Source organism: Priestia megaterium, from assembly GCF_046599315.1.
Classification (GTDB): domain Bacteria; phylum Bacillota; class Bacilli; order Bacillales; family Bacillaceae_H; genus Priestia; species Priestia megaterium_F.
The window spans coordinates 110296-134825 of record NZ_JBKIKC010000005.1 but is presented as its reverse complement, the minus strand read 5'-3'; the positions used below and the strand labels follow the sequence as shown (position 1 = coordinate 134825).

31 protein-coding genes and 1 riboswitch are annotated in these 24530 nt (G+C 37.4%); of the genes, 24 read left to right on the top strand and 7 right to left on the bottom strand.

The window, feature by feature from the left end; genetic code table 11:
* Positions 1–5 precede the first annotated feature (5 nt).
* Complete coding sequence (locus ACLHDF_RS17280) at positions 6–872, bottom strand: polysaccharide deacetylase family protein (protein WP_413919938.1); 867 nt, start codon at positions 870–872, stop codon at positions 6–8.
* A 241-nt stretch (positions 873–1113) separates the two neighbouring features.
* On the opposite strand from ACLHDF_RS17280, the gene ACLHDF_RS17275 reads away from it, so the two are divergent.
* The 14 genes from ACLHDF_RS17275 (at position 1114) to rarD (ending at position 12026) form a co-directional block, all read left to right on the top strand.
* Positions 1114–1551, top strand: coding sequence for a BrxA/BrxB family bacilliredoxin (locus tag ACLHDF_RS17275; protein ID WP_413919937.1), 438 nt, complete (start codon positions 1114–1116; stop codon positions 1549–1551).
* A gap of 134 nt (positions 1552–1685) precedes the next feature.
* Complete coding sequence (locus ACLHDF_RS17270; RefSeq protein WP_413920043.1) at positions 1686–2465, top strand: class I SAM-dependent methyltransferase; 780 nt, start codon at positions 1686–1688, stop codon at positions 2463–2465.
* A 380-nt stretch (positions 2466–2845) separates the two neighbouring features.
* A complete protein-coding gene (locus ACLHDF_RS17265; protein ID WP_194273252.1) occupies positions 2846–3448 on the top strand; it encodes a YpjP family protein in 603 nt (200 codons plus the stop codon).
* A gap of 189 nt (positions 3449–3637) precedes the next feature.
* Complete coding sequence (locus ACLHDF_RS17260; RefSeq protein WP_336438852.1) at positions 3638–3952, top strand: thioredoxin family protein; 315 nt, start codon at positions 3638–3640, stop codon at positions 3950–3952.
* Positions 3953–4042: 90 nt separating this feature from the next.
* Positions 4043–4176, top strand: a riboswitch (cobalamin riboswitch).
* A gap of 245 nt (positions 4177–4421) precedes the next feature.
* A complete protein-coding gene (locus ACLHDF_RS17255) occupies positions 4422–5381 on the top strand; it encodes an ABC transporter substrate-binding protein (RefSeq protein WP_413919936.1) in 960 nt (319 codons plus the stop codon).
* A gap of 88 nt (positions 5382–5469) precedes the next feature.
* Positions 5470–6078, top strand: coding sequence for an adenosylcobinamide amidohydrolase (locus tag ACLHDF_RS17250; protein WP_413919935.1), 609 nt, complete (start codon positions 5470–5472; stop codon positions 6076–6078).
* Between the two features lie 4 nt (positions 6079–6082).
* Entirely contained in the window at positions 6083–7069 is a 987-nt protein-coding gene (cbiB, locus tag ACLHDF_RS17245; RefSeq protein WP_413919934.1) for an adenosylcobinamide-phosphate synthase CbiB, read from the top strand.
* Entirely contained in the window at positions 7044–8123 is a 1080-nt protein-coding gene (gene cobD, locus ACLHDF_RS17240; RefSeq protein ID WP_413919933.1) for a threonine-phosphate decarboxylase CobD, read from the top strand. The genes cbiB and cobD overlap by 26 nt, the downstream gene beginning before the upstream one ends.
* A complete protein-coding gene (locus ACLHDF_RS17235) occupies positions 8120–8680 on the top strand; it encodes a bifunctional adenosylcobinamide kinase/adenosylcobinamide-phosphate guanylyltransferase (protein WP_413919932.1) in 561 nt (186 codons plus the stop codon). The genes cobD and ACLHDF_RS17235 overlap by 4 nt, the downstream gene beginning before the upstream one ends.
* Positions 8677–9450, top strand: a complete 774-nt coding sequence (gene cobS, locus ACLHDF_RS17230; RefSeq protein ID WP_413919931.1) for an adenosylcobinamide-GDP ribazoletransferase — start codon at positions 8677–8679, stop codon at positions 9448–9450. Before ACLHDF_RS17235 ends, cobS begins: the two co-directional genes overlap by 4 nt.
* The gene (locus tag ACLHDF_RS17225; RefSeq protein ID WP_413919930.1) at positions 9408–10022 is read left to right on the top strand and encodes a histidine phosphatase family protein; all 615 of its coding nucleotides are present in this window, start codon (positions 9408–9410) and stop codon (positions 10020–10022) included. Before cobS ends, ACLHDF_RS17225 begins: the two co-directional genes overlap by 43 nt.
* Complete coding sequence (locus ACLHDF_RS17220; protein WP_413919929.1) at positions 9974–10399, top strand: bifunctional adenosylcobinamide kinase/adenosylcobinamide-phosphate guanylyltransferase; 426 nt, start codon at positions 9974–9976, stop codon at positions 10397–10399. Before ACLHDF_RS17225 ends, ACLHDF_RS17220 begins: the two co-directional genes overlap by 49 nt.
* Complete coding sequence (locus ACLHDF_RS17215; RefSeq protein WP_413919928.1) at positions 10396–10965, top strand: cob(I)yrinic acid a,c-diamide adenosyltransferase; 570 nt, start codon at positions 10396–10398, stop codon at positions 10963–10965. Before ACLHDF_RS17220 ends, ACLHDF_RS17215 begins: the two co-directional genes overlap by 4 nt.
* A 134-nt stretch (positions 10966–11099) precedes the next feature.
* The gene (gene rarD, locus ACLHDF_RS17210; RefSeq protein WP_413919927.1) at positions 11100–12026 is read left to right on the top strand and encodes an EamA family transporter RarD; all 927 of its coding nucleotides are present in this window, start codon (positions 11100–11102) and stop codon (positions 12024–12026) included.
* 91 nt (positions 12027–12117) lie between these two features.
* Here the strand turns inward: rarD and ACLHDF_RS17205 are convergent, their stop codons facing one another.
* Positions 12118–12444 (bottom strand): MerR family transcriptional regulator, encoded by a 327-nt coding sequence (locus tag ACLHDF_RS17205; protein ID WP_413919926.1) that lies wholly within the window; start codon positions 12442–12444, stop codon positions 12118–12120.
* Between the two features lie 294 nt (positions 12445–12738).
* On the opposite strand from ACLHDF_RS17205, the gene ACLHDF_RS17200 reads away from it, so the two are divergent.
* Positions 12739–12903: a hypothetical protein gene (locus ACLHDF_RS17200; protein WP_413919925.1), complete on the top strand. Its 165-nt coding sequence runs from the start codon at positions 12739–12741 to the stop codon at positions 12901–12903.
* A gap of 28 nt (positions 12904–12931) precedes the next feature.
* On the opposite strand, the gene ACLHDF_RS17195 is transcribed toward ACLHDF_RS17200, so the two are convergent.
* Positions 12932–13852, bottom strand: a complete 921-nt coding sequence (locus ACLHDF_RS17195) for a CobW family GTP-binding protein (RefSeq protein WP_413919924.1) — start codon at positions 13850–13852, stop codon at positions 12932–12934.
* Between the two features lie 252 nt (positions 13853–14104).
* Between ACLHDF_RS17195 and panE the strand changes: the two genes are divergently transcribed.
* Positions 14105–15034: a 2-dehydropantoate 2-reductase gene (gene panE, locus ACLHDF_RS17190; RefSeq protein WP_413919923.1), complete on the top strand. Its 930-nt coding sequence runs from the start codon at positions 14105–14107 to the stop codon at positions 15032–15034.
* On the top strand, positions 15034–15837 hold the full coding sequence (locus ACLHDF_RS17185; RefSeq protein ID WP_413919922.1) for a GIY-YIG nuclease family protein: 804 nt from the start codon (positions 15034–15036) through the stop codon (positions 15835–15837). The genes panE and ACLHDF_RS17185 overlap by 1 nt, the downstream gene beginning before the upstream one ends.
* A 47-nt stretch (positions 15838–15884) precedes the next feature.
* Here ACLHDF_RS17185 and ACLHDF_RS17180 read toward each other — a convergent pair whose 3' ends face one another.
* Positions 15885–16196 (bottom strand): hypothetical protein, encoded by a 312-nt coding sequence (locus ACLHDF_RS17180; protein WP_413919921.1) that lies wholly within the window; start codon positions 16194–16196, stop codon positions 15885–15887.
* A 242-nt stretch (positions 16197–16438) separates the two neighbouring features.
* On the opposite strand from ACLHDF_RS17180, the gene ACLHDF_RS17175 reads away from it, so the two are divergent.
* From ACLHDF_RS17175 to proC, 4 genes are read left to right on the top strand one after another with little or no spacing between them, the layout of a single operon-like run.
* Positions 16439–17326, top strand: a complete 888-nt coding sequence (locus tag ACLHDF_RS17175; RefSeq protein ID WP_413919920.1) for a 5'-3' exonuclease — start codon at positions 16439–16441, stop codon at positions 17324–17326.
* Positions 17327–17372: 46 nt separating this feature from the next.
* Entirely contained in the window at positions 17373–17720 is a 348-nt protein-coding gene (locus ACLHDF_RS17170; RefSeq protein ID WP_413919919.1) for a YojF family protein, read from the top strand.
* 23 nt (positions 17721–17743) lie between these two features.
* Complete coding sequence (gene bshB2 / locus ACLHDF_RS17165; protein WP_413919918.1) at positions 17744–18406, top strand: bacillithiol biosynthesis deacetylase BshB2; 663 nt, start codon at positions 17744–17746, stop codon at positions 18404–18406.
* A 3-nt stretch (positions 18407–18409) separates the two neighbouring features.
* Entirely contained in the window at positions 18410–19213 is an 804-nt protein-coding gene (proC, locus tag ACLHDF_RS17160) for a pyrroline-5-carboxylate reductase (RefSeq protein ID WP_413919917.1), read from the top strand.
* Between the two features lie 162 nt (positions 19214–19375).
* Here proC and ACLHDF_RS17155 read toward each other — a convergent pair whose 3' ends face one another.
* Positions 19376–19774 (bottom strand): thiol-disulfide oxidoreductase DCC family protein, encoded by a 399-nt coding sequence (locus ACLHDF_RS17155; RefSeq protein WP_413919916.1) that lies wholly within the window; start codon positions 19772–19774, stop codon positions 19376–19378.
* A 612-nt stretch (positions 19775–20386) separates the two neighbouring features.
* Positions 20387–20821, bottom strand: a complete 435-nt coding sequence (locus ACLHDF_RS17150) for an Hsp20/alpha crystallin family protein (RefSeq protein ID WP_413919915.1) — start codon at positions 20819–20821, stop codon at positions 20387–20389.
* A 229-nt stretch (positions 20822–21050) separates the two neighbouring features.
* On the opposite strand from ACLHDF_RS17150, the gene ACLHDF_RS17145 reads away from it, so the two are divergent.
* Positions 21051–21431: a helix-turn-helix transcriptional regulator gene (locus tag ACLHDF_RS17145; protein WP_013056721.1), complete on the top strand. Its 381-nt coding sequence runs from the start codon at positions 21051–21053 to the stop codon at positions 21429–21431.
* Positions 21432–21805: 374 nt separating this feature from the next.
* Positions 21806–22084 carry an AbrB/MazE/SpoVT family DNA-binding domain-containing protein gene (locus ACLHDF_RS17140; RefSeq protein ID WP_413919914.1) on the top strand — a complete coding sequence of 93 codons (279 nt, stop codon included), beginning with the start codon at positions 21806–21808 and terminating at the stop codon, positions 22082–22084.
* Positions 22085–22170: 86 nt separating this feature from the next.
* Here the strand turns inward: ACLHDF_RS17140 and ACLHDF_RS17135 are convergent, their stop codons facing one another.
* Entirely contained in the window at positions 22171–23544 is a 1374-nt protein-coding gene (locus tag ACLHDF_RS17135) for an MATE family efflux transporter (protein WP_413919913.1), read from the bottom strand.
* 219 nt (positions 23545–23763) lie between these two features.
* On the opposite strand from ACLHDF_RS17135, the gene ACLHDF_RS17130 reads away from it, so the two are divergent.
* Positions 23764–24516 (top strand): SDR family NAD(P)-dependent oxidoreductase, encoded by a 753-nt coding sequence (locus tag ACLHDF_RS17130; RefSeq protein WP_413919912.1) that lies wholly within the window; start codon positions 23764–23766, stop codon positions 24514–24516.
* Positions 24517–24530 lie beyond the last annotated feature (14 nt).

Here is a 24530-nt window from a genome sequence, read left to right as displayed (position 1 = left end):
TTTTTTTATGAATGTTTTGCAGCGGGAGTTGGAAATTGCATAGGCTGCATCGTATTATCAATTTTAATAGGCTGATAACCGGATTGCTTTAAGAAAGTCAAAATAGCAGGAAGAGATTGTGCAGTAAAGGATTTATCATGAAATAAAATGACTGGTGTTCTTCCATTGGAGTTAACCCCTTGAATATGAGGCTCAATGGCCTGAATAATTCTAGGCGCAGAACGAAGTGCCCAGTCTTCACTGTCTACATTCCAGTCCCATAATTTAAAGTGGCTTAGCAACTCTGTGCGGTGTGGCTCTTTTAAATAAGGGACGCTGCCGTAAGGAACGCGGATTAACTTACTGTCAACGCCGGTTACTTTCTTAACTGTCGCTTGACACTCCTGCATTTCTTTTAATGCAGCCCCATCCTCGCTATACATGACATGAATATCATGGGAGACGCCGTGACAGCCGATGGCATGTCCTTCTTGTGCTACTTTTTTAGCAATTTCGGGATGAGCATCAATTTGATACTTTAACATAAAGAAAGTTGCTTTTACGTTATATTGACGCAAGGCATCTAAAATATGAAGAGTATCAGGTGTTGGACCATCGTCAAACGTAATGTAAACAGGCTGAGTAAGAGTTTGGTTTTGGTCGTTCAACGTATTCGCTACATACATATTATGCTGAAGTGTATTCAGCAGCTTCTCAGGTTGTGCTGAAGATACAGCTTTTTTCAACGGCAATGCGGTAGATGCTAAGACTTGCTGGGATGCAGCGGATTCACTTCCTATGGCTTCTGTGATAAAAAACAAAGAAGCCACGATCACTAATACTAAAGACAAAAATGCATAAAATCGTTTGTTTGGCTTAAATCGTTGGTTCAATTTGAAAATCCTTTCTACTAAACTACTATTTCCTACTATAGTACAAAAAATGGAATATTAATAGTAAAAATCGACATTTTTATGGAAAAAAATTAGATGATATGACCCGGTTTTAGTCATCCTTTGTCATATGAAAAAGAGAAATGGGACAACGAGAAGGATTTGGAAGTTGAGTAGCTAGATTTTTCCTAGCTTTTATAGTATGCTTTTAGCGTGAATGATTGTTAGGAGGAATGTTAATATGTCAATGGCATATGAAGAATATATGCGTCAGTTAGTTAAACCAATGCGTCAAGAATTAACTCAAGCTGGTTATGAAGAATTAACAACAGGGGAAGCCGTAGTTGATTTTATGGAGAATGTAGAAGGAACAACTTTTGTTGTAGTTAATTCAGTTTGCGGATGCGCTGCTGGTTTAGCACGTCCTGCAGCAACACAAGCATATTTACAGTCTGAACAAAAACCAGATCAAGTGGTAACTGTTTTTGCCGGTCAAGATAAGGAAGCAACAGCTAAAATGCGTGAATATTTTGGAGACATTGAGCCTTCGTCACCGTCTATGGCGCTTTTAAAAGGAAAGGAAGTCGTTCATTTTATTCCTCGACATGAAATTGAAGGTCAGCCGTTAGAAGTTATTTTTGAAAACATTTTAAATGGATTTAAGCAGCACTGTTCATAAAATGTCCTGCTTTTGTCACATCTAGTATATAGATTTTTAGAGAAAAATCGCATATACTTTATAAGAAAAAGGATGTCTATAGACATCCTTTTTCTCTATGTAAATAGCCAAACAGTGTAGGGGGAGTTATGAAAGTGATTGTTACGACTGCTGGTCGAACAAATGAACACATGATTGTAAAAGCTAAACAGGTAGCCGCTGATTTAAGTATACCTTTTGTAAGAAGAGAGAAGAAATCCGTTGCAGATCTTCAAAATCTTGAAGCCGCAGATGTGCTGGTTGTTGGTAAGAATAGAGTAGAATTACATGTCCAAAACGAAGAGGAGCCTATTTTTTTTCATCCAAATTCCGCTATGTTTAGAGTAAAGAGATGGCTGCGTGGAGAACGTGATCCGTTTATTGAAGCTGCTAGTTTGGAAAATGGAATGAGCGTGCTTGATTGTACACTCGGTCTTGCGTCAGATAGCATGATGGCGAGCGCAGCAGTGGGGAAAAACGGGAAAGTTGTCGGACTAGAAGGCAACCGCTATGTAGCTTATTTAGTCAAACAAGGACTTCTAAATTGGGAAAGTGACGTAAAAGAGTTGAACGATGCGATGAAGCGTATCAATGTGGTTCATCAAAATTTTGAATCGTTTTTGGCATGCTGTGAAGATAATTCTTTTGATGTGGTCTACTTTGACCCCATGTTTCAAGAGCAAATTGATGAATCTAATGGAATCAATGGTATTAAAGCGATAGCATTGTACACTACGCTAACGCCAATGGCCATACAAGAAGCAAAAAGAGTAGCTAAACAAAAGATTGTGCTAAAAGATCATTGGAAAAGCACTCGTTTTGAAGAGCATGGATTTACCGTACAAAAACGCAAAACATCTAAATTTCATTACGGTACAATCAACATACAAAAATAAACAAAAAAGTAAAATAAAACGCGATCATTGAAAAGACTTCCAAAACTTTTTAGTAATTAAAAAGTTTTGGAAGTTTTTTTTATAAATTTCATCTAAAGTTCATAAAAGTATGATATATTTTTGAACATAAAAATACTTTTGTGTTTAAGTATCCAGCAAAAAAGGAATATCTTGTATAGATTTCCGCTTGATGTGACAAGCTCAAACAGAAGAGAGAAGGTGTTAACTAAAAAGTCTTCGAATGCCCGTAGACAGCGTAAATGAATAAGCAAATATAGGTGAAAAATTAATAAGTATGTTACAATACCTAGTGAGTTATGATAATGAATTTTACGATATGAAAAGACCGTATGGGAAAAGATGAGAAAGGAAAGATATGAATGCCTAGATGGATAAAAAGAATGCTAGTTGTATTTATTACAGTATTTACATTTGGGCTTGTCACTCCACCAGAATATTTATACGTTGATGATGCAAAAGCGGACAAGCAACATAAAGCAGGGTATGTAAGAGAAACAACTCCTATCACAGCTGTTATAGAAGATATTCATTTGCCATATGAAGAACCAAAATATGAAGATGTTTCATCATTTGTTACGTATGCAATGGAATCAGCCGAAAAACAGTCAGTAGAAAAATTCGGGACAAAAATTGGGCCTGTCATTGAAGATGAATTTCGTCAAGCGGTGTTACCTAAAATTGAAGAAGTGCTGACCGACATTGGCACTGAACGTGAACAGTCAATTCAGAATCTCGAGATAAGCGAGCACCCAGCCGCTGGATATGGTGAAAAGATTTTCCATGTATATGACCGGGAAACCGGTCAGGACTTAATACGTTTTCATGTGCGGCGCGAAAATCCTCCAAAAGATGGATACTGGTTTAATTTTCACTATCATGCGGCTGCAGATAATTTTCAAAAGCATTATGATTTAGGGAAAATTTATTGGAACCGAAACATGCCGCCTAAATGGTTTAGCTGATAATAGACACAACATTCTACGAATTCGAAATGTTAGCTTCATTAAGCTAGCATTTTTTTTACGTCTAAAACCGTTATGGTCTAAATAAGCTGAAACATTAGCACAACGATAAAAAAATCGTTTATAATGAAGTCAGACTTCTTACCATAGAATGGTGAGAAGGAACGAATAGATGCTGGAGGTAACACAATGAAACAATTTACGGAAGAAAAACAATTTCGCGAACAAATTAAGAATGAAACACTAAGCGTTGGGATTTTTACGACAACGTGGTGTCCTGATTGCAAACGCTTGGATATGTTTATTGATGAAATCGTTGATGAAAATAAAGATAAAGCATGGTTTAAAATTGACAAAGATGAGTTTGAAGAACTTTCTGCTGAAAACAATGTAATGGGTATTCCTTCTCTTCTTGTATATAAAAACGGTGAAAAAATTGCGCACCTGCACAGTGCAAACGCTAAAACGCCTGAAGCGGTCCGTGAATTTTTAGCAACTCTTTAATTGCCTAAGCTGCGAGAGCATTCTCGCAGCTTTTTTTGTGAGGAATGCTATTTCCATTTTTCGATGAGTGGGGTATACTAGGACAAGTGAATAATCGTAGAGCAATAAGGTCTCAATTTAAAGATTGAGTGAAAAGGGAAGTTTGGTGAAAAACCAGCACGGTCCCGCCACTGTAAGCGCTTTGTGCGTAAGTCAGGAAACCTGCCTTATTGTTAGCTGTGAAACCTTCGAGGAAAGGTGAAGCAGGGTAATGAACATACATATCAAGTATAGTAAACGGATTTTTTCTTGCTTATCTTGACGTTCCCTGCTTTGCTTTCAAGTGAAAGTAAAGCTTTTTTATTTTGAAGCGTCCACGAGCAGTGTACATAGTCAAAGTGGAAAAACCGGATTTTGCATGGTCATTTGCTTTTCCTTTAAAGTAGAGGTTTCGTATTCACAATGAACAATATATAGGGGGAGTATTTAGATGAAAAAATGGCTTTCGTATTCCATTATTGCACTGTTAGTCATCGTCCTTGCAGCATGTGGTTCAGGCAACCAAAGCAACAGTGATAAAAAAGCGAAGCAAGATACAACGCAAACGTCACAAGCTGCATTTCCAGTAAAGGTACAAGACGCACGTGATAAAGAAATTACGTTAAAAAAACAGCCGAAAAAAATTGTTTCATTAATGCCAAGTAATACGGAGATTGTATATGCCCTTGGCCTTGAAAAAGAATTAGTTGGTGTAACAAGCAATGATGATTATCCTAAGAGCGTAAAGAAAAAAGCGCAGGTGGGAGATATGAACGTTAATGCAGAAAAAGTTATTGCTTTAAATCCGGATTTAGTACTAGCGCATGCTTCAAGTATGGGCGTTTCCGATGAAGTATTTAAACAAATTGAAAGCGCGGGCATTCCGGTATTTGTTGTAAAAGATTCAACGACGTTTGATACAGTTTATGATTCTATTACGCAAATCGGTAAATTAACAGGTAAAACAAAAGAAGCTAATCAAACAATTAAAGATATGAAAGAAAAAGTAGCTTCAATTGAGAAAAAAGCAAAAACGATTTCAAAAGAAGATCGTAAAAAAGTATGGATAGAAGTATCAGGGGCTCCTGAGATTTATACAACAGGAAAAGGTACATTCATGAACGAAATGCTTACTATGATCGGTGCTGACAACGTAGCAGCTAGTGAAGAAGGTTGGGTTAAGTTTTCTGAAGAGCAGGTTGTGAAGTTGAACCCTGACGTTATTATAGCAACGTATGATGCAGATAAAAATGAAATTATGAAGCGTCCCGCTTGGAGCAGTATGACTGCTGTAAAAGAGGGTAACATTGAGAAGGTTGATCCAAACAAAATCAATCGCTTAGGACCTCGTATTGTAGATGGCTTAGAGGACTTAGCAAAAGCGGTATACCCTGAGGTGTACAATAAATAAGAAAAGGGACCATATTCCAGTTCGAATTGAAAAGGGGATTGGTCCCTTTTCACATCTTAAAATTGAAGAACGGCCTGAGCTTTTAATCATGAAAACCGAGACTTCTTATAAAACATACAGCTCAGGGGTTTTAGGAACAGGTATTACAGAAACGGACACCTTTTATAATCGATTTGTTCACAAGGATTACTGTTCAGATACTCCTTCTTTAGAGTATGAGCAATATTTGATAAAGGAAAAGGTACGCCATGATCAAATCGTAGGGTTGATGACAGCCGTTTGGTTAAAGGAAAGAGCGATTTACTGTTATGAGGGCTACGGAGTAAGAGTAGCATCAGTGATAACAGCTGGAGTAGGAAACGCTGTGGATATTACAGCTGATGAAGCTGTCCCGTTCTATTCTTCTCCTGGTACAATTAATATGTTTTTTTTCGTGGAAGGAACGCTTACGGATGCTGCGTTTTTACAGCTTTTTATTGCGGCTACAGAAGCCAAAACAAAAACGCTGTCACAACTTGGTGTCATAGATCCATCTACAAAGACGATTGCTACGGGAACATCTACGGACAGTATCTCAGTTGCAGCGTCTCAGCAAGGACCATTATATGAATATGCAGGCTCTATGACCGCTTTAGGTCAAGCGGTAGCCAAACTGGTGAAAATAAGCTTAGAGCAGGGACTTAAGAAAAAGAGGTGAAGAAATGAATATTACAGAAGCGATGATTGCACACGTGACGGCTATGACTATTGCTTTACTAATTGATCGAATCATAGGCGACCCAGAAAATTGGCCGCATCCTGTGCGTTGGTTTGGCAAGTGGATTTATTGGATGGACTCTAGATTAAATAAAGGTATAGGAAAACGATTCAAAGGATTGCTTCTTGTCATAAGTATGGTTGTACTAGCAGGAGTTGTCCCTTTCTTATTTCTTCATGCTTTGTACGAAGTTCATTTTATAGCAGGTGTTTTGGTAGAGGGCGTAATGATTGCGACTACCATATCTACTCGTTCCTTAAGTGAAGCTGCTTATAAGGTGCAAAAGCCGCTTCAGCTAGGAGATATGGAGAAAGCTAGGTATGAAGTAAGCATGATTGTGGGACGAGATACAGATCGTTTGTCAGAAGGAGAAATTGCCAGAGCGACGGTCGAGACTGTTGCTGAAAATACAAGTGATGGTATTACAGCTCCGCTTTTTTATGCATTTATAGGAGGAGGGGCACTAGCTTTTTTTTACCGAGCCATTAATACATGTGATTCAATGGTTGGGTACAAAAATGACCGCTACTTTCTGTTTGGCTACTTTAGTGCGAAAACCGATGACGTATTAAACTATATTCCAAGTCGGTTAACTGCAGTGGTGATGACCGCTGTTAATGTAGCAAAAAGCAAGTATTCTCTTTGGCATGTAACGAGTTTAATTAAACGCGATGCTAAGAAGCATCCAAGTCCAAATAGCGGATACGGGGAAAGTGCAGTGGCTGCTCTTTTAGGTGTTCAACTCGGTGGGCTTAATACATATAAAGGCATAGAATCTAATCGTGCAAAGATGGGCGAACCACTCATTCCCCTGCAAGCCGGTCATATTGAGCAAGCTGTTTTCATTATGAAAAGGACGGTCTATGCTACTTGGTTATTATATCTTTTGTTAGGAGGAGTTATTAGTGCTATTACCTACACATGGGGCTAACCCTAATGTCTTTTTGAAAGCAATAGGGGCCAAGAATTTATCGCATATAAAAGATTTTAGTGTGAACACAAATCCTTTGGGAGCTCCAGCTGTGCTTCACGAAAAATGGAACGAATTTAAGAATGCTGCGTTTAGTTATCCTGATCCCCAAGTAACAGAACTAAAAAATAAACTTTCAGCTGCTCATCGTGTTTCAGCTGCTCAAGTGTTGCCTACAAATGGCGCCGCTGAAGCATTTTTTCTTATTGCTTCTTTATTTTCAGAAGAGAAAGTAGGAATTGTACAGCCGACTTTTGTCGAATACGAACAAGCAAGTAAAGCCTATGGATGTGAAGTGACATACGTTCCTTTAGTAGAGGAAAATGGATGGAATTGGGATGTAGAGTTGATTATGAGCACTCTTCCGTACATAAAAGTACTGTGGATTTGTCACCCAAATAATCCAACGGGCGTTATGTATAATTATGAAGAATGGATGAGAGTAGTAAAAGCTGCTGCTCATTATGGTACATACTTAATAATTGATGAGGCATTTATTGATTTTGTCGAACATCAGCCTTCATTTGATTCTCTTATTCTAGATTATGAGCATATCATTATTGTGCGTTCCATGACAAAGATGTTTAATATTGCCGGGCTTCGCCTTGGTTATATTTTGGCAAATGAAGCGATTATTCGTAAGATGTCTAAAAAACAGCCTCCTTGGAGTGTAAATGGATTGTCGCAGCAAGTAGGGATGATATGTGTAGGTGAAAAAGAATTTGTAAAAAACACCGTACATTATATTAAACAAGAACGGGAGCGGATCTTGAGTCAACTAGAGGAATGGGGGCTTTTAGTCTCTCCTTCTCAAACAAACTATTATCTTTGCAGCGTTCCCTCATCTATTAAAACGCGTGAGTGGCTTGGTTATTTAGCAAGTCATGGCGTGGTAGCCCGTCATACCGAAAACTTTCCATTTTTAAATGGACGTTATATCCGTTTGGCTGTGAAAACAAAAGAAGAAAATAATTATTTACTTAAAGTAATCAAACAAGGACTCGATGAAATATGATTATCTTTATTAGCGGAGGCGTTCGAAGCGGCAAATCACGTGCAGCGGAGAACATGGTTCAAACCTTTTGTACAAAGCGCGCTGTTTATATCGCTACAAGCAGGCAAACAGATAAGGAAATGCAAAAACGTATCCAGCTTCATCAAACAGAACGCCAAGCAGCGAAAATACCTTGGGTAACAATAGAGAAGTCTGTAGATTTACAGCAAGTTCTACCAAATCTTCAAAGTGATGATGCTATACTTTTGGATTGTGTCACGAACTGGCTTGCCAATGAGCTTTTTTTGACTGAAAAAAGGTGGCAAACAAAAGAAGGAAAACGGTATGTTTTTTGTCATATGATAGAAGCGCTCAATAAGCTGTTTGCGCATTCTCAAACGATCGTGCTAGTATCTAATGAACTGTTTGAAGCTGGCGTGTTAGAAGAGCCGACGTATAGCTATATGCAGATGTTGGGAAAATTGCATCAGTATATTGTAGAAAAAGCGGATGTGGCTATTTGTGTAGAAGCAGGACTGTATCGTTTTAAAAAAGGAAAGGAGTGTGTAGACCTATGAAAGAATGGATAGCTATACTACGAATCTCTCTCCAGTTTTTTACGATCTTACCACTGGCTAAAACCGTTCAATGGACTGAAAAAAGAACAGCACGCTCACTTTTTGTACTGCCTTGGATTGGCATTTTACTAGGTTTGATGTTTTATAGCTTTTTACAGTTGCTTCAATGTTTTCCTATCACTACAATTGTTGGTAGTATTTTAGCTTTGCTTTTACCGCTTGTTTTAACAGGTGGTCTTCATTTAGACGGATGGATGGATGTAAGTGATGCGTATTTTTCCCATCAATCAAAGGAAAAGAAACTGCGGATTTTAAGTGATCCGCACGTTGGGTCTTTTGCTATTCTTTCTCTTATTGTTCTGCTGCTGCTGCGTTTTAGTGCAATCTATGAATTAGCATCACTTCCTTCTTTGTCGATTTGGACATGCGTAATCGTCTTTACACTTCCAAGAATTGGAGCAGCTTTCTTATTGATGAGAGATAAGCCGGCTAAAGATACGGGACTGGCTGCTTATTTTCAAAAAGGAGTTACCAAACAGTCTATTTATGCATTTACGATCATGAGTCTATTCTTAGTTGCTATTCTCATTGTTTTTATAGACAATAAATTCATTATCCTTTTCTTTGCCTGTTTTTTATGGCTGTGGATACGATTTTATCGTTCGCAGTTTGGTGGTGTAACAGGAGATGTTATAGGTGCAACCATTGAAGGAGGAGAAACGTTTCTATGGATAATTCTTTGGTTATCACATGTATTCGTCACGGTATGACGCTTGAAAATCAACAAAAAAAATATATAGGGTGGAGTGATCCCCCTTTAAGTATAGAAGGAAAAAAAGAATTAAAAGAGCTTTCTCTAGAACCTCAGCTGGTTATTTCCAGTGATTTAAGAAGAGCGCTAGAAACAAGTTCAATTGTTTTTCCAAAATCTCAGGTGGTTAAAAGTGAAAATTGGCGCGAGCTGCATTTTGGAGATTGGGAAGAGAAGACGTATGAAGATTTAAAAGATATAAGGGCGTATAGAAATTGGATTGATCACTGGACAGAACATACGCCTCCGAATGGCGAAAGCTTCTCAGGCTTTTCAAACCGAGTCTGGGAAGCGTGGAAAGAAGCGATTGATTTAGCGGCCATTCAGCAATTGCGTCACATTGCTATTGTTTCACACGGCGGACCTTTACGTTTAATTGCGTCGCATTTTAAACAGACAGCGTCGCTTTGGGATGTTTCTTTTTCTTATGGGGAAGGTTTTTCAATAACGTGTACATACAAACAAGCAAAGGAGAGAAGAACATGCATTTCGTATTCGGCGGTGCATTTACCGGCAAAAGAAAATGGGTGAAGCAGCATTATGCCGGTGAGTCGGTAAAATGGCATTGCTTGTATGAAGACCCTGTTTTACCAGTGTTTGAGTTCGAAGAAAGTTACATTGTGCTAGAAGGATTTGAGCACTATGTTAAGGAATTAATACATAGCGAGCTGGAGACTCCACACCTTGCTGTTAAAAAGTTAATACAGAAGTGGATAGACAGCGGTATATGGGAACAGTTAATAGTGATTGGAACTGAAGTCGGCAAAGGGATTGTTCCTTTAGATCCAATAGAGCGGCAGTGGAGAGATGAATGTGGATATGCGTATCAGCATTTAGCGGCACATGCTCGGAAAGTAGATCATATTTGGTACGGAATTGCGAATCGAATGAAGGAGGAAATACGATGAACATTTACACAAAAACAGGGGACAAAGGGCAGACAAGCCTAATTGGGGGAAGAGTAAATAAAGATGATATTCGAGTGGAAGCATACGGTACAATCGATGAGTTAAATGGCTTTGTAGGCCAAGCGATTTATCAATTGGATGAAACAACATTAAAAGATGTAAAAGAAGAACTAGTTACGATTCAACATGAGCTTTTTGACTGTGGAAGTGATTTAGCATTCGCAAAAGATGATCATCCGTACAAAGTAACAAATGACATGATATCAGTACTTGAAAAGCGCATTGATGCCTATATGTCGGAAGCGCCAGCCATTGAGCGTTTTATTTTACCTGGGGGCACACCTGCAGCGACAACGCTTCATATCTGCCGGACGATTACACGTCGCGCAGAACGGCTTGTTGTTGGCGTGCAGCGTGAGCATAAAATTAATGCGGCAGTGCTGCAGTATTTAAATCGCTTATCCGATTATTTCTTTGCTGCCGCTCGAATCGCTAATGCGCGAGAAAACGTCCAAGATGTAGAGTATATTCGCAGTGCCAAAGTATTTAAACAGCCTAAAAAATAACGTATAAAAAACGATCGAGCTAAAAGCGATCGTTTTTTTATGAGCTATTTCAATAAGTAAAATAAAACTATAAAAAAGTGGTAAATGCATCTATAATGATAAGAGACAGAGGGATAAAGAAAAGAGGTTGAGAAATGAATCAAGATTCTAAACGAGCAGGTATTGTTTATACAGCCAGCGCTTACGTCATGTGGGGGCTTTTTCCGCTTTACTGGAAGCTTCTTGGCGAGGTGAACGCGAACGAAATACTCGCTCATCGCGTCATATGGTCATTTATTTTTATGCTTTTACTTTTGCTTGTGACAAAGCAAATGAGTTCTTTCAAGAAGACGCTTGGCTTATTATTTCGTAATACGAAACAAGCGGTTATTTTGTTTGTAGCTTCAGTGCTTATCAGCATTAACTGGTTTGTTTACATTTGGGCGGTTAACCATAATCATATTATTGAAACAAGTCTAGGTTATTACATCAATCCGCTCGTTAGTATTTTGCTTGGTATAGTCGTTTTAAAAGAAAAGCTTAATTTTTGGCAAGGGGCGTCTGTTGGATTGGCTGCTATAGGCGTTATCGTTATGACAGTTACATACGGGCATATTCCATGGGTATCATTAAGCTTAGCACTTAGCTTTGGTTTGTACGGCCTTGTAAAAAAGACCATTCAATTAGAAGCAAAAGTAGGATTAACGATTGAAACGATGATGGTTGCACCGATTGCAGTTATTTATTTTATTTTTCTTTTAGCGAAAGGATCTTCAAGCTTTTCGCTTCAGTCGCTTGATCTCAGTGCTTTTTTAATCGGAGGCGGCGTTGCTACAGCTATGCCACTACTGTATTTTGCTAAAGGGGCCCCGCTTATTCCGTTATCGATGGTCGGTTTTTTACAGTATATTGCTCCTACCATGACGCTTTTATTAGGGGTGTTCGTATATCACGAACCGTTTTCTAGCGTTGAGATGATTGCCTTTTTGTTCATTTGGGGCGGATCGGTTATGTTCATTTTATCTAAAACTAAATTCATGAGTTCCCATCAGCCGAAATTCTTTAAAGGGCGTTCGGCTTAACAGACAAAAAAGCGGATATCTTTGGATATGCGCTTTTTTGTCTGCAGTAAAGAAATAAAAACGGAGACGGAAAAGTCACCGTATGTATACTTTATAGCTTTCGCTTGAAATGAGCGTTCAACTGACCTTGAAGCATTTGGTTTTTTACTTCTTTCATTTTCCTCGCTTCGTCTTTTTTAGCCAGCTCTGTTCGTATTTCACTCGTTTGGACTCCTTCTTCTATGCGATCCGCAATTTCCATTAATCGTTCGACATCTGAAAACGAATATTTCCGGATACCCGTATTGGTTCGGTCAGGAAAGAGCAGGCTTCTTTTTTCATAGTAGCGAATTTGCCTTTCTGATAGACCGGTTAATTCTTTTACAATCCCAATAGACATGACTTTTTTATCTCGATATGATGCTTCATTCGTAGACAATCTCCCTCACCCCTGAGTACGTAGTAGTATGTTATTACAAAGGAAAAAAATACAAAAAATTATAACATGTAATACATTCTAACATATATATGTTATGTTTTTGAATTACTGTGTGAGAAAAAATGACATAAATAATGAAATAGGGAAAAGAGTCCTATAAACTAATAATTAACTCGATCCCAAGTGGTTAACCAGACAGGATAAAGCCTTGTGGTTAATCACTTGCTTTCAAAACGATGAATAGAAAATAAATGTGAGAATATACATAAATTCTAAAAGGGAAGGGCGTTTTACATGGCTGTCCAACAATTAAAAAAAGAAGAGATTATTGAGCTGGCAAAAGAAATTATTGAACTCGATTTGAAAAGAGATGAAAAATTTGAAGAATTGACAGAATTAGCGGGAAATCGGGCGTATGAAATTTTACGGAGAGTACAAAATGCATGTGTTTATAAGTAATAAAAAAATCCCGCCTAGAGCGGGATTTTTAATTGGATTGCTGTTCAAGATTAAATAATTCTTGTTTTATCTTGTCGTGATCGAGTTTTTCCCCTATAAAGACAAGAGTGGTGGGCAGCTTCATCATTTCTTTCATGTATAGAGGCATGCCGTATGAATATTGAAACGAATACGTATCATTTGAATGAGTAAAGCGCATATAGCCTTTAATGCGATAAATGGTATCTGGCATTTGACGCAGCCAATTTTCAAATAGTTCAAGATCCACCTTTTTTTTTAACTCATATACAAATGTTTTCAAATGAAGGTGATCTTCAACATGAGCCTTATGATGCTGCTGTTTTTGAGACAGCTGAGCTTTTTGAATCACATCAAGTTTCACACGAGAAAATGTCGTTAATAATGTCATTGCACTAGCGTTAATTGATTGAATTTCAAAAAGCAGGGAAGACTTTTCCGACTCAGACAGCATGTCCGTTTTGTTTAATAAAATCACATCTGCATGTTTTACTTGTTCTTGAAGGAGTTTTTGAAGTTGAATGCTTAAGGAACCGCGTTCTGTCCATCTTGTTGCATCGAGTGTGGTGACAATACTTTTAATCATAACTTGATGCGCAAAAAGAGGAGACATACAGGCATCCAATACTTCGACTGGATGTGCAACTCCGGTTGTTTCTATATAGATAGCATCCAATGTGTTCTCCTGTAAAAGTGAATGAAGCTGAGTTTCAAATTGACCTTGAATGGTACAACACACGCAGCCGTTTAACAATTCTTTTAACGGCGTATCTTCTTCTACTTCATTTGAGTCAATCGAAACTTGGCCAAGCTCATTCATCACAACTGCAATATTACGGTTGCGATCTTTTTCTTGCTGAAGCAGCTGTTTAAGTAAAGTTGTTTTTCCACTGCCTAAAAATCCAGATAAAATGTAGATTTCTGTTTTCATTTTAGTCTCTCCTATGTAAATAACATTGTTTAAATCGAAACTTTTCCGATTATGGGTTGATAAATAGTATAACCATTGAAGGGGGAAATGTCTAAGCGTGAGTTCTCGTGCTTTTTTGTATTTATTATAACAACTTTAAAAGCGCTATGGTTATCTTTTGTGAAAAACTCAAAATATAATGAAATAAGAATATTATAAAATTTCAAACTAGCTGTGCTACAATAAAAGAAAAAGAAAAGGAGAGCAAAAGTTATGCGAATATTAGTTTTAGGTGCAGGTGGCGTTGGAGGTTATTTTGGAGGCAGGCTTGTGGAAAAAGGAGAGGATGTTACATTTCTTGTCAGAGAACGTAGAAAAAAAGAGCTAGAGCAAAATGGACTTGTGATTAAAAGCGTACACGGTGACTTTACTTCACCTGTACAAGCTATTACAAAATCTGAGGTGAAAGGATCTTATGATGTTATTTTGTTCACAACTAAGGCTTATCATCTTAAGCAAGCCATTGAGGATGTACGTCCTTTTGTAGGGGATCAGACAGTTGTAGTACCTTTGTTAAACGGTATGGCTCACCTTATTCCTTTGCAAGAAGCTTTTGGGGAAGAAAAAGTGATTGGGGGACTGTGCTTTATTGAAACAACTTTAAACAAAGATGGAGATGTCGTTCAGACAAGTCCAGCGCACCGACTTTTATTCGGTGAATTTAATCAAAAAGAAACAGAACGATTACAACGGATCGAGCAAGCGTTCAGTGGTACAAAAGCTTCGTTTGTAAAAAGTTCATATATTGAACAGGATATGTGGCATAAGTATTTATTTATTACGGTTATGTCAGGCATGACCACTCTTATGCGCGCACCTGTTGGCCCAGTGCTAGCGGCAAAAGGCGGGCGTCAATTTGTACAAGAGCTTTTTAAAGAAGTTGAAAATATTATGATGGCGTACGATGCACCATTAGCTGAAGGGATTATTGAACAGCATATGAATACGATGGACAAAATGACGTATGACATGAAGTCATCGATGCAGCGTGATATGGAAAAGAGTTCTCAAATTGAAGGAGACCACCTTCAAGGATATTTGCTAGAGTTAGCTGAAAAATCGTCTATACACGTACCGCTTCTTCAAACTGTGTACACGCATCTAAAAGTGTATGAAGAAATGTTAAAAGGTTATCAAAAATAATGACAGCAAAAATTGATTTAGCAGTCATGCAGGTATTGCAAAAGCTGCTAGGTACAGCAGAAATGGGACAGTTGCCTTCAGCCCCTGGCATTTATTTTTTCTTTGATGAACCCGGCAGGCTTTTGTATATTGGAACAACGACCGGTTCTCTAGCAGAAAGAGTGAGAGCTCACGTTGCAGGAAAAGGCGTTAGCAACACAAAAAAATTTCATAAAGAAATTCACGCCGTTGGATATATTGAAGTTCATGGATTAAAAAAAGAACTAGATATGCTGAGAACGATGCTTGTCAATGGTTATTTTCCGAAATACAATAAACAGGATGTAAAAAGAGAAAATGAATACGACATTTATACCGTTCACGGCAAAGTCCTCCGGAATACAGAAGTTGATAAGAAAAAAGTCTCCAAGCGAAAAACGGTGCTAAAGCCAATGTTAAAAGATATAGAGATTCGTCAAGAAAACAGCGATATTACATATGCACGAGTTGCAAATATGAATACTGAAGATCGAGTGAAAAAATTATGGTCTTGTCAAGAAGCGGGAGCGCAGCTACATCTTCCGGAGTCAAAAGTGTTAGCTATAAGCGAACGACTCTTAAAAGAGCAGTATACATTTCAGCGAGACATGAAAAAGAATATGATGTTTACGATGCGAGATTTAGTTGTTATTCAAGTGTTATTAAATTTAAATTCAACACATGATTTGAAAAAGAGAGAAATAAAGGAAGCTATCAGTTTAGTTCGTAAATTTGGCATAGAAGAAGCTCTTCGCATCTCTGAAAAGTTGCTCAAAACGCAATGAAATCCATGATCACAATGATCATGGATTTTATTATTTATTTTTTACACTTAAGCTAATTCGTCAATAACTTTTGGTAAGGCCATAATAGAAATAACGCAAAGTGAACTTACAACTTGATGCATTTCAAAAATGGCGATGATGAATAACATCAGTGATATATATAATTGAAGGCCTTTTAATCCCCACGGCTTGCGATCGAAAAAAAAGTCGCTAAGTACAAATACAAAGAAAATGAGCGAACTGAACAAAATAATCATGGTTGTAGACATGGAACGATCATAAGCAATGATAAATAACAAAGCGAGCAGCGACAAAACAGATATAATTTTTAGTGTTTTAATCATCGTGTTTTTATTCACTTTTTTCACCTTCATTTTAGGATTAATCTTTCATCCTCATTCTATAGGATAGTCAAAAGTTCTAAAAGTCAACCGAATAAATCATAACAACAATTTAACATCTTTATACTACATTTACATTGAGAGCAAAAAATGGGCAGGTTTTGAGCTTTTTGTACTTCATTGACGTGTGCAAAGAACAAGTGCTATAGTATGTTTGCTCTAAAAGCTAAAGGAGCAAAGTTTTCAAAGGACGTGACTATGTGAACGAAACACTATTAGTAATTGATGGATTTAATTTATTAAGCCGCTGTTATTTTGCTACTTCTTACGGCAGAGATGAAGCAGCGCTGACAAGAAACAGCAAGGGTCAATTTACGAATGCCCTGAGAGTAACGATTCAAAAAATGCATGCATTGATCCACCAATATGAGCCAAGTCATATTTTCGTCGCTTGGGATGTTAAGCGCGAGGATACAAAACGTAAAGATACATATGCACTATATAAGCAAACAAGAGCAGAGCTGCCTCAGCCGCTGATTCAGCAGTACGAAACCTTAAAGCAATTTTTTGATACAGTAGGCATTTATCAAATGTCTTTGTCTTCTTATGAAGCAGATGATTTAATTGGAGCACTTGCAAGCAAGTGGAGTAAGGAAAAGCAAAGTCCAGGGTACATCTATAGCAACGACCGAGACTTGCTTCAGCTCCTAGATCAACATATTTCGCAAATTATTGCCAAAAAGCAGGTTGGAGATCTTGTTTATAGCTTTAAGGACTTTCAAGAAGAATATAATATTCATCCTCGTCAATGGGTAGACGTAAAAGCATTACTGGGTGACAAATCTGATAATATTCCTGGTGTTCCAGGTGTAGGAGAAAAAGCCGCACTGCCTCTTATTCAACAATATGGCTCTATCCATGAAATTTATGCACAAATTGAGCAATTAGATCCAGCTTTTAATCGTTACAAAAAAAAGCTGGCAGAAGGAAAAGAACTAGGTATGCTTAGTCGTGAACTCGCTGAAATTATTATAGATATTAAAGAAATCAATACATTAACATGGGAAGAATTTACATTTATGTATGATTCTGAACGATGGAATAAAGAAATTCAAAGTCTAGAACTAAACATTAGGATTCGCTCATGATTTTTAGTACAATACAATTTATGAACATGAGAAAGGAGTAACAAGCGTGCAACCAATTCATAAAGAAACAGTCCAAAAAAAAATAGAAACATTTTTAAATAAAGACGTATATGTACACCTTGAAACAACAAACGGCGCATATGCTTCACACGTAAATGAAAAAGTAATGACAGTTGGGGCTTTTATTCGCAATGGTAAAGTCACTATTTCAAACGGAAAGATAACGGGAGAAGGTCCTTATCGTGTAGGTCTTCAAATTGACTTAGGATGGATTTATGCAGAGGGTTTAACAGATTGGGAAATCGATGAAGAAGGCCGACTTCTTCTAGCTGGACATGATTTTGAAGGTCGTTTAGCAGTTGCCCTTCAATTAAGTGAACATCCGTTTTCATAATAGAAAAGAGAGGAGAATAAGACATGGAAGAGAGATTATTAATTGTATTTCCGCATCCTGACGATGAAGCATATGGAGCAGCAGGAATGATCACGCAAGCTAGACAAAAAGGAACGCCCGTTACATATGCCTGTGTTACACTAGGTGAAATGGGACGCAATATGGGGAGACCGCTGTTTGCTAACCGTGAAACTCTACCTCAAATTCGAAAAAAGGAACTTTTAGATTTAACGAATGTTTTGGATATTCAAGACTTGCGTATGCTAGGGCTTCGTGATAAAACATTAGAATTTCTTGATATCGATGTTTTTGCAGATAAAATTGAAGAAATCATTAATGATGTAAAGCCGACTCACATTTTAACGCATTACCCTGGCTTCGCGGTACATCCTGACCATAATGCTACGGGAGCAGCTACGATTCAAGCGGTAAAACGTATGCCAAAAGAAAAACGTCCGGTTGTTTGGTGTCATGCGTTTTCAAAAGATCGTATTGAACATATTGGAGAACCAGATGTTATTTTTGATGTAACAGCGGTGAAAGATAAAAAAATTGAAGCGTTAAAAGCGCATCGTTCTCAAACAGAAGGAATGATGAGCGCAATTGACTTTGACCGCTTATCTGATTATCCTCAAATGGAACGTTTATTAACAAGAGAAGAATTCTGGACATATAACTGGGAGTAACAGATGAAAAAAAAGCGAATTTTATTTATTGGAGCAGGAAGAATGGCTGAAGCCGTAGCGGCTGGTTTGGTTACAAGCAGCGCTGACAGTATCGAGGCAGTAGTGATGTCAAACAATGGAGATATCGAGCGATTACAGCGAGTTGAAAGAACGTATGGCGTACAAACGACGCAAAATTGGCGCCAAGAAGTTGCCAATTCTGATGTTATTATTTTAGCGATGCCTCCCGAGGCGCACCCTTCCGTTCTCAAGGAACTTTCGACTTGTTTAGATCAACAATTTATTGTAACGTTAGCAGCAGGAATTGGTCCGACTTACTTAGAAAATCATCTTCCACAGGACACGCCTGTCGCTTGGATTATGCCAAATACAGCTGCTATGATTGGACAATCGATGTCCCTGTATACACTTGGAACTTTTGCGACAAAAGAGCATAAGCAAGTGCTTCAAATGATCTTACAAGGAATTGGTGAAGCGCATGAGTGTTCAGAGAAAGAAGTGCATGAGCTAACGGCTGTAACTGGCAGTGCACCGGCGTTTTTGTATTATTTTGCAGAATCGTTAATTGATGCAACTACTGCTTACGGTGTGGACCAAAAAACAGCTAAAGATTTAGTTATTCAAATGATGTATGGCTCTGTGCAAATGTTACATGAAACCAAAGACCCTGCGTCTTTAAGAGAGCAAGTCACCACTCCAGGCGGTGCTACTGCCGAAGGGTTAAAAGTGATGCAAGAACAAGACTTTTCCTTCATAATTCAGCAGGCAATTGAAGCAACGAATAAAAAAGCAATGGGTGGAAGCTAAAAAAGCTGATACAAAAATAGGTTGACTAAAAAAATCCGAACTATCATTCAACATTCTTTCATTAGAATGTTGAACTAGTTCGGATTTTTTAATTAATGGACTTTCTTAACATAAAAATATTCCTCTTCGGAGCTGGATTTTTCGTTATGTTCCGAGACTTTTTTAGTCATCAACAAAACGCTTTTTCGTATCAGAAGTTGGAAGCATGCAGTGCTGTTGTTTGCCAAACCACTTATAGCGGTTGCGAGCGATCCAGTCGTATGCTATATCTCGAATAGGCGCAGGAATAATAATGAAAGCATATAAAAATTTAATAGGTCCATCTAAGCGCTTGGCGATTTTTAAAGCAGCCGTTGATTTTACATATCGTTGTTTTCCGTGGATATATACAATACTATCTAATTGCTCAGGAAGTAAGCCGTGAGAGGCTAGCTGTTGCTTTCCGAAATCTGATTGAAGAGAAGCGAAAGAAAACAAAGCTGGTTCATCATGTTTAATGATAAATTGAACACTGCTATTGCATAAGTTACATATGCCATCAAAAAGAATCAAATGTTTCATGAAATGATTTCACTCCTATTCAATAAAAAGTATAATTATTTGTCATTTTTGAAAAATAAAGGTACGTTTAAAAGGTGTAAAAGTAATCCAAATTCAAAGATAAATCGATTATATAATAATGACTCATTGATGGCTATAATGGTTAGTTGACTTCTCATGAGAAAAAAGACTTTAAAATGCACTTAAAGAACTGTCAAAGCTGTCAAGAAGAACGAAAAAAACTCGAGGAAGTTCTTGGAGATCTAAGTATTTGATACCGGAACAATCTCCTCCTACAGAAATGAAACAGTGAATACTTGCGAAAAAAGCTGGGAATTTAAATGTGATCATTCAAGCGAACAACTTTAAAAACGTAAAGAGGAATGAAGTCTACCAGGTGTGGCTCATAAAAGGTAATAAGTCTCATCCGGCAGGTGCTTTTGTAACAGATAAAAATAGAAACGGAACATAGTCTATACGATGAGCCAAAAAGAATAGGCTAAAAAGCGGGAGGTCATGGCTATTACTTCAGAACTAAATGCGAATAATAAGAGGCCAAAAGGAAACATTGTGTTAAGTTCAGCTCTCTAATAAAAACCCTTCTGCTACCAGAAGGGTTTTTATTACGTGCAGTTAATCATCTTCAAATTGGATAGCAATGGTTTGATCATTTTCTATCTTATTCAGTCGAATTTCTAATAATCCATTTTTGTACTTAGCGCGAACAGGTTCATCTGTGTAGTGAAAAGGCAATTTGATTGTGCGAGAAAATACGCCTGTATGACGTTCGTTCAGCTTTAACTTTTGTTTGGATGCTTCATAAGTATAAGGCACGTTCCCTTCAACTGTTAATATATTGGCGTCCAACTTGATTTGAATGTCGTTAGTGGACTGTAGTCCAGGAACCTCAACGACGATAATACCTTCTTTATCAGTTTCATATAAGTCGACGTTTGGAAATCGTTTTGGTAAGATGTGATTTAAATCGCTCCAAAAATGATTTCCAAGCATATCTTCTACCTTATGTTGAATCGAACCCCAATCAATTTCTTCATGCTTTTTACTCAAAGGACCCCCTCCTTATATTCACGCAAATTCCTTCTATATATATGAAAAAAAGAAAATTCAATGCCTGCTTATAGAGAATGAGAAAAATGTGTAGATAAGTGAAAAAATGTGAGGAAAAAAAGAGATTTTGAGTGAAAAAGAAGGATTATGTAGAATAAAAAAAGTATAATTACGTATAGAGCTTTCTATTATTTTGAATGAAAGCCAGTATGTGAAGGGGGAAGTTGAGATGAGAGAAAAGCGTACATCCAGTGGTTTTCTATTAAAACAACGTGCTTTCTTAAAATTATATATGATTACGATGACAGAACAAGAGCGTCTGTATGGCCTTCGGTTATTAGATGTTTTAAGAGATGAATTTCGACCTTTTGGATTCAAACCTAATCATTCTGAAGTATACAAAGCTCTTCATGACTTGATTGAAGACGGTGTCCTCAAACAGGTTAAGCGTAAAAAAGAAGGAATGAAGCTTCAGGAAGTGGTTTATTATACGTTTACAAATGAGGGAGAAGAGAAAGCCAAATTATATAAAAAACAATTAAAAGTAGAGCTAGAGCGGTGTGAAGCTATGATTCAAAAAGCTATCCGTGATAACTTTGGCTCTAAATGAACGTGTCTTTAGTTAGAAAAGGCACGTTTTTTCTATAGCTGATTTTGTCGTCTTGTGTCGGAAAAAAAGTTATAAAATGGGTACAAAGTAGTGTAAAAGATGGATATATAGTTATATTATGGATAGAATACACACTTTTAACATATATGGATAGATTCGATTTTAAAGATTATGCACTATTCATAAATAGTGTACGAATTGATATGATACAAAGTGTATATAAATCTATTTAATGCGTTATTTGCCATATTTTAAGAACTTATAAACCGTTATCAGACCATCATTGAGGCATTTTGGTTTTAGCAACTCTAACGAATTTGACTAGATTTGTATCGAAAAGATATTATTTGTTTACTATGAAAGGAATGGATTTTATGAAGTCTACAGGGATTGTAAGAAAAGTAGATGAATTGGGTCGCGTAGTAATTCCAATTGAATTGCGCCGTATCTTAAATATCAACACAGGTGATCCAGTAGAAATATATGTTGATGAAGATATTATTATTTTACAAAAGTACAGCCCGTATGGTGCTTGCTTAGTAACTGGGGAAATTACGCGTGAAAACTTAACATTTGGCAATGGAAACGTTGTGTTAAGTAAAAAAGGCGCCGAACAACTTTTACAAGAGTTAGAGCGTACTTTAGATAAATAAGAAGCTTTAAGCCTTAGTATAAGGAAGAACATTAACCCATGTCTAAATCAAAAAAGAACGTTCTGTTGAGAACGTTCTTTTTTTAATTAAGCTGTTCGCGAAGATTTATTTTTCTCTAGTAACTGCTTTTTTTGTATTTTTATTAAACGATACGCAAGTCCTATGGCTCCTGCAGCGAGCCCCGCAATTAGTCCAATCCAATATCCAAACGCCTGCAAATCGGTGTATGTTGCTAAAATAATCCCTAAAGGTAGACCAATTACCCAATAAGATACTAAGGACATGAGAAAGGTAACATTTACATCCTTATATCCGCGCAAAGCACCTTGAATAGGAGCTTGAAGAGCGTCAGAAAGCTGAAAGAAAATCGCATAAATCAAAAAGTGAGAAGTTAATGCGAGTACATCACCATCTTTTGTATATAAAGATGCTACAGATTCTCGAAGAGTAAATAAAAGACCTGCACAAACAAAAGCCATACCAACAGCGATAGTTATACCGATTCTGCTATAGCTTCTGGCATCTTGGTGACGTTTGGCACCCGCTTCAAATCCTACAACAATGGTTAAAGCCATCGAAATACTCAATGGAATCATATAGAGAAATGATGCAAAATTAATAGCTGCTTGGTGAGAAGCGATCGTAATCGTATTATAAGAGCTCATAAACAGTGTGACAGCCGAAAAAATACTTGTTTCGAAAAATACCGAAAAACCGATAGGTAAACCAATTTTTAATATTTCTTTCCACGCAGAAAAAGAGATACGGTGAAATCTTTTGAATAAATCGAAGCTAGAAAAAGGCTCTTTTTTATGAATAACCACAATGGAGACGACAAGTATGCACCAATACGTAACGGCCGTTGCATAACCAGAGCCTACTCCACCCAAGTGAGGGAAACCCAGTTTGCCGAAGATTAATACATAGTTTAAAGCTACGTTAATCGGAAGCGCTAAAATTGTGATAAGCATAGATGTGCGAGTTTGCCCTAACGCATCAATAAAGTTTCGTAACACTGTATAAATAAAAAGCGGAATAATACCAAAAGATAAAGCAATTAAATACTGTTTGGCAATACGCAGCACATTTGCTTCTAAATTCATTCCTTTTAAAATAGGACTAACAACAAAAAAGCCGATCAAAATAATAACGGCGGCCATTAAAATGGAGACGTAAAGCCCTTGAATGACGGAGAACGGAACTTTTTTCTTTTGATTAGCTCCGACAAGCTGTGCAACAATTGGCGTAATAGACATTAAAATTCCGCTTAGTCCTGTGAAAACAGGGACCCATAAGCTTGAACCAATTGCTACCCCTGCCAAGTCATCTGCACTAACTCTTCCTGACATCATCGTATCAAAAAAAGTCATTGAAAACATTCCAAATTGGGTGACCAATATCGGAAATAAAATAAAAATGAACTGTTTAACTTTTTGAGACGTTGAAAACGTTTGTTGCATTGAAAAACCCCCAATTTGAAAACATTTACACCAAAAAGCATTATATCACGTCACGGCTCGTTTTTGCCAAGGGTTCTGTCAATAAATTCAAAGAACGTATCCATAAAACACAGCAGTTTAAAAGGAGAAAAAGGTAAAACAGTATATGATTTTAATTTTAAGACGCAGTGGGCTATGATAGAAAGTATAGTAGTTATCATTTTACGTGGAGGGATACCTGTGGATTTACAGTTGCAAAGTAAAAATGTACTCATTACCGGCGGATCAAAAGGAATTGGGAAAGCTATTGCTTCTTTGTTTATTCAAGAAGGAGCAAACGTTGGAATCGCCGCAAGAGGGGAAGAAGCATTACAGCATGCACAATCAGAATTAGGAAGCGTACGTACATATACAGCAGACTTAACAAACGAAGGAGATAGAGTTACATTAATGGAAAAATTTGTTACCGACTTCGGAAGCATTGATATTTTAATTAATAATGCTGGAGGAAGTAATGGAAGCACGACAATGGAAACAGATTTATCTCTTTTTCAAGAAGCGATGGAGCTAAACTATTTTTCAGCTGTCCATTTGAGTAAACTAGCAGCGGCACATATGAAAAAAGGTGCGGCAATCGTTAACATTACGTCTATTTTTGGAAGAGAAAGCGGAGGGAAAGTCACGTACAATAACGCAAAAGCAGCACTTATTAGCTTTACAAAATCTTTTGCAGATGAAATGATTTCTAAAGGAATTCGTATAAATGGAGTTGCGCCGGGAAGCATTTTGCATGAGACGGGAAATTGGAAAAAGAGAATGGCTGAAAATCCGGAAAAGATCAAACAGTTTGTTGAAAATGAGATACCAGCAGGACGTTTTGGAAAGGCGGAAGAAGTGGCGAACGCAGCTGTTTTTTTAGCATCTTCCAGAGCTTCGTGGATAGTAGGTGCGACGTTAAACGTAGACGGTGGACAGTCAAAAATGAACTTTTAAAAAAAGTGCAGGGA